General features: G+C 60.0%; 2 protein-coding genes. One reads left to right on the forward strand and one right to left on the reverse strand.

Going from position 1 to position 4,662, the window contains the following annotated elements:
- Positions 1 to 295: 295 nt before the first annotated feature.
- Positions 296 to 1,948 (reverse strand): M28 family metallopeptidase, encoded by a 1,653-nt coding sequence (locus VFN25_RS15365; protein WP_325143463.1) that lies wholly within the window; start codon positions 1,946 to 1,948, stop codon positions 296 to 298.
- 367 nt (positions 1,949 to 2,315) lie between these two features.
- Between VFN25_RS15365 and VFN25_RS15370 the strand changes: the two genes are divergently transcribed.
- Positions 2,316 to 4,379, forward strand: coding sequence for a S9 family peptidase (locus VFN25_RS15370; RefSeq protein WP_325143465.1), 2,064 nt, complete (start codon positions 2,316 to 2,318; stop codon positions 4,377 to 4,379).
- The last annotated feature ends 283 nt before the right edge of the window (positions 4,380 to 4,662 follow it).

Below are 4,662 nucleotides of genomic sequence, written 5' to 3' on the forward strand. Positions count from 1 at the left end.
AGTTCCGGCGCGGCAAATGAAAACGTCTCGAATCGCCTTGGGTCAGCGGCAAAAGCCGTGCGCAGATCGAATGCGGCGCCATCCTCATTGAAAAGCGCTTTCAGGACAGACCACGCTTCAGCGCGGTCACAACGGGGAGCAGGCATCATGAAGGTCTCGAACTCTGCCTTGGGCGACGCCAAAGCATACTCATTTCAAGCGGTCGGCGGTCATCGGGGACGGGATTCAGCCGTGATGCGAGCGACGCAGCGTCGGCATCGCATCGCGGCTGAAGTCGATGACCGCCTGTGTCGATCTACTTGCGCTGGTCAGCACTTGCATCCCTGATCGCACGGAATTCGGAATCCTTGCCCCATTGCGGCCAGCTATCGGAGTTGGCGAGGTCGCTGCCGAGTTTGTAGAGCATCGGGAGGTCGTGGACCATGCCGGCGAATGTCCAACTGGCTTCCCATTCGTCTGCAGGCTGGTGGTAGCGCTTGGTCACGTAGTCCTTGCCCGCCGCTTGACCGGCCTGGGTGCCGCCCTCGACCAGGTCATTGCCCGAGCCGTAGGAAAGCGCCGGTACGCCGCGTTTGGCAAACGAGAAATGATCGGAGCGAAAAAAGCTTCCGGCTTCCGGGCGCGGATCGCTCACATAAGCCATGCCGGCTGCCTTGCCGTCGGCGATCAAGGCGTCAAGCAGATCGGATTGGGCACTTCCCGAGGTGGTGAAGTTGCGCGCTTCGCCCATCGGGCTGAGCGCATCCATGTTGATCACGGCGACGGTGGTCGCCAGTGGATACAGTGGCTTGGCGGCATAGTACTCGGAGCCGAGCAGGCCCTTTTCTTCGGCGGTTACGTTGAGAAAGAGGATCGAACGCTCGGGTTGCGGCGCCTTGGCGAAAGCGCGGGCGATTTCGATCAAGGCCGCCGTGCCGGTCGCATTGTCGACGGCACCGTTGTAAATCGTGTCGCCGCTTGCATCGGGCTGGCCGACGCCGAGATGATCCCAATGCGCGCTGTAGATGACGGTTTCATTCGGGCGCTTGCTGCCTGCGATGCGTGCGGCGATATTCTGTGAGGTGATGACCTTGGAATCGATCGCATAGTTGGCCGAGAACGTGGCGTCCTTCAGGGTGACGGCCTTGAAACCACGCTTTTGTGCCTTTTTCTTCATCGCATCGAAATCGAGACCGGCCTGCTTGAACAGATCGACAGCGGTGTCGCGCTGGATCCAGCCTTCAATCTGCGGATGCACCGATTTCGCATCATCACGGACCACGTCGAACATCGTATTGGTGTTCGAGTTCTTCACTGTCGCCCAGCCGTAGGAGGCCGGTGCGGTTTCGTGGACGACGAGCAAGCCAATCGCGCCCTGGCGCGCTGCCTCTTCGTACTTGTAGGTCCAGCGACCGTAGTAGGTCATGGCCTTGCCGCCGAAATCACCCTTGCCGGTCTCGAAATCCGGATCGTTGACGAGAGCGATGGCGATCTTGCCTTTCAGATCGACGCCGGCGAAATCATTCCAATTGCGTTCGGGGGCGTTGACGCCATAGCCGACGAAAACCATGGGGGCGTTGTTGACGTCGACTTTTGTCGAGCCGTCCATCGCCGCGCGCACCGCGATCTGTTCGCCCTGGGTCAGCGGTTCGGATTCGCCGTTTACCTCGAAGGCCAGTGTTGGCTTGCCGACAATCTCGGCGCGCAGCAGCGGCACCGCCTGGGTCCACAAGCGCTTGCCATCCTTGAGGTCGCCACCAGGCTGCAGGCCGGCTTGCTTGAACTGGCCGATCACGTACTCGAGGGTCTTTTCCTCACCGGGCGTGGCCGGACCGCGGCCTTCAAACGCATCGGAAGACAGGACCCTGACATGTTCGGACAGACGCTTGGCATCGAATTGGGGGGCGTCGGCGGCATAGGCCAGCAACGGCACGGAAAGCGCAATGGCGCTGACAATCAAGCTTCTCATCGGTGGAGCTCCTCGTTCAGACAACCGGTCGATGTTACCAGTTGGAATGATCGATCCATGCATGACCTTCGACCTGTTCGGGAAACGCCAGGGCCAGGTCAAAGCTTGATTCAGCCGCTCATCCCGATACTCGTCGCCAATGCGGCGAGTTGCCGAATTCCGTCGTCGTGGCGGTGTTGACGGGGTCTGCCAGCTTGCGTCGCAGCGGCGCATCCTGCCGTCGACGGGTCAACCAACGAAAACCAGCACGAACAGCATGGCTTGACTGCCGGAGTTGGCAACCTTGATTGCCATCCTGACCCATGGTGCTTCCACCAAAGTCCGCCGCGCCTTACCATCGGACGTTCATTCCCGGAGATAGCTGCCGATGAAATCGTTGATTGTTGCTTCCATGTTGCTCTTTGCCGTGCCGGCGCTGGCCGCACCGCAACCGTTTGATGCCAAGGATCTGGTCATGATGGATCGGGTCGGCGATCCGCAGTTGTCGCCGGATGGGCGAACCGCCGCGATGCAACTGCGAGAAACCGACTACGCTGAGAACAAGGGCAAGCTCAGCATCTGGACGGTGCCGATGGCGGGCGGCAAGCCGACTCGGGTTACCGATGCCGCGCTCAATGCGAATACGCCGCGCTGGTCGGCCGATGGCAAGAGCCTGTATTTCCTCGCTGCCAAGGATGATGTCAATCAGCTCTGGCGCGTCGCGGCAAGCGGCGGAGAAGCCGAAGCCGTCGGTACGCTGGCTCTGGATATTGGTACCTACAAGCTGTCGCCGGATGGAAAATCGGTCGCGTTTACTGTCGACCTGTTCGTCGATTGCGCCACCGATGCGGCGCCTATCGCCTGCACGAAAAAGCGTCTTGATGAACGTGCCGATGACAAGGCCAGCGGCATGCTCTACAGCGAGGGCTTCGTCCGTCATTGGGATCAATGGATGGATGGTCGCCGTTCGCAACTGCTGATTGCCGGGTTAGATACCGATGGCAAGCTGGGTCAACCGAAACTATTGAGCGGCAGCATTGATGGCGATGTGCCGTCCAAACCGTTTGGCGACGACAGTGAGTACGCGTTCTCGCCGGATGGATTGACGCTTTATTTCGACGTTCGCAATCTCAACGCTGGTGAACCGTGGTCGACCAACTTCGATATCTATTCGGTGCCGGCGGACGGTTCTGCCGAGCCGACCAATCACACCGCCGAGAACCTGGCCTGGGATGCCAATCCGCTGCCATCACGTGATGGCAAGACACTCTACTATCTGGCCATGAAGCGGCCCGGTTTCGAAGCCGATCGCTTCGCCATCATGGCGCTCGATCTGGCCAGCGGCGACAAGCGTGAAATTGCTCCGGATTGGGATCGCTCGGCCGGCGCGCTGAAGGAATCCGTCGACGGCAAGACCCTGTTCACGGCCACCAACGACAACGGCGAGCATCCGCTGTTCGCAATCGACGTCGCCAGCGGCAAGGTCAGCAAGCTGGTCGGCAATGGTCAGGTCGCCGGATTCGATGTCGGGGCCAAATCCCTGCTGATTTCACGCAATGATCTCAAGCATCCGTCCGATCTTTACACGGCCGATCTGCGCGGTCGCAATCTCAAGCAGATCACCCGGTTCAACGCGACGCGCCTGAAGGATCTGCGCATGGGCGACTTCGAGTTCTTCACCTTCAAGGGCGCCGAAGACGCGACGGTGCAGGGCTACGTGGTCAAGCCGGTTGGCTTCAAGGCCAAGCAGAAGTATCCGGTCGCCTTCATCATCCATGGCGGTCCGCAGGGTGCGATGACCAATGACTTCCACTATCGCTGGAATCCGCAGACCTACGCGGGCCAGGGCTTCGCCGTGGTCACGATCAATTTCCACGGATCGACTGGCTACGGCCAGGCCTTCACCGATTCGATCTCGCAAGACTGGGGCGGCAAGCCGCTTGAGGATCTCAAGCTCGGCTGGGCTGCCGCGCTGAAGAAATATCCGTTCCTCGATGGTGATCGTGCCTGCGCCCTCGGTGCCTCGTACGGCGGCTACATGATCAACTGGATCGCCGGCAACTGGAACGAGCCGTGGAAGTGCCTGATCAGCCACGACGGTGTTTTCGACACGCGTGCCATGGGCTATGAAACCGAAGAGCTGTGGTTCACCGAATGGGAAAACGGCGGCACGGTCTACGACAATCCGCAAGGCTACGAGAAATTCAATCCGCTCAACCACGTCAAGGATTGGAAGGTGCCGATGCTGATCATCCAGGGCGACAAGGATTTCCGCATCCCGACATCGCAGGGTCTGGCCGCCTTCAACGCTGCTCAACGGCGCGGCATACCCAGCGAACTGCTGGTGTTCAAGGATGAGAACCACTGGGTGCTCAAGCCGCACAACAGCGTGCAATGGCACAACGTCGTCAATGACTGGCTCAAGCGCTGGACCGCAAAAGACGCCAATTAACGTTTTCGGTTTTGCCCGTTTCAAATTTCGCGCCCGGCATGTCCGGGCGCGATGCTTTGTGCGTATCGAAAGCATCGCCATGGGCTTGAGTTCAATCCGTTGTCATTCCGGCGGCTCGCTCTGCAAAAGAAAAGGCACTGGACCCCTGCCTGCGCAGGGGCGAGTGCGCCCGTGAGGGCGTCGTATCAGCGCGGTGTAAATCCGCGTCGGGGCAAGCCACAGGCCTCGTAGTTGAAGGTAACTGCGTCGCTGAGAGGCGGGGTGGAGAGCAACCGGAAGCGAA

The sequence above is a fragment of the Dokdonella sp. genome, from assembly GCF_035703485.1.
Taxonomy (GTDB): Bacteria; Pseudomonadota; Gammaproteobacteria; order Xanthomonadales; family Rhodanobacteraceae; genus Dokdonella.

Excerpts from the sequence above, each read along its gene's own strand:
- VFN25_RS15365 (WP_325143463.1), bottom strand. The coding sequence starts at position 1,948 with ATGAGAAGCTTGATTGTCAGCGCCATTGCGCTTTCCGTGCCGTTGCTG.
- VFN25_RS15370 (WP_325143465.1), top strand. The coding sequence starts at position 2,316 with ATGAAATCGTTGATTGTTGCTTCCATGTTGCTCTTTGCCGTGCCGGCG.